1 pseudogene is annotated in these 220 nt (G+C 40.0%); it reads right to left on the bottom strand.

The annotated features are described in order from the left end of the window. Nucleotides 1–220: pseudogene (locus V6260_RS18995) on the bottom strand (MutH/Sau3AI family endonuclease); the annotation flags it as partial.

The following is a 220-nucleotide window of genomic DNA, read 5'->3' as shown; positions in this document are numbered from 1 at the left end:
GGGTAACCATAAAACATGATATACTTTTTTACGCACAGAGCTGGTATGCCATGTCATACCGGTGATGTATATTAAAGGTGTTACCGATACAAACGTAGTCTCTAGCTGCTTACCTTTGTAAGAAATGTGGAGTGTATTTAGCTCTATCCCTAAATCTTAAAAATCGGGTAGAGGTTTTGAACCCGCTGTAGCCCCATGTACATATTCAATTAGTTGCCCG

Origin of the sequence: Pseudoalteromonas aliena (genome assembly GCF_038155085.1) — a bacterium.
GTDB classification, from domain to species: Bacteria; Pseudomonadota; Gammaproteobacteria; order Enterobacterales; family Alteromonadaceae; genus Pseudoalteromonas; species Pseudoalteromonas aliena_A.
The sequence above is the reverse complement of the archived record's forward strand: the minus strand, read 5'-3'. Positions and strand labels throughout refer to the sequence as shown.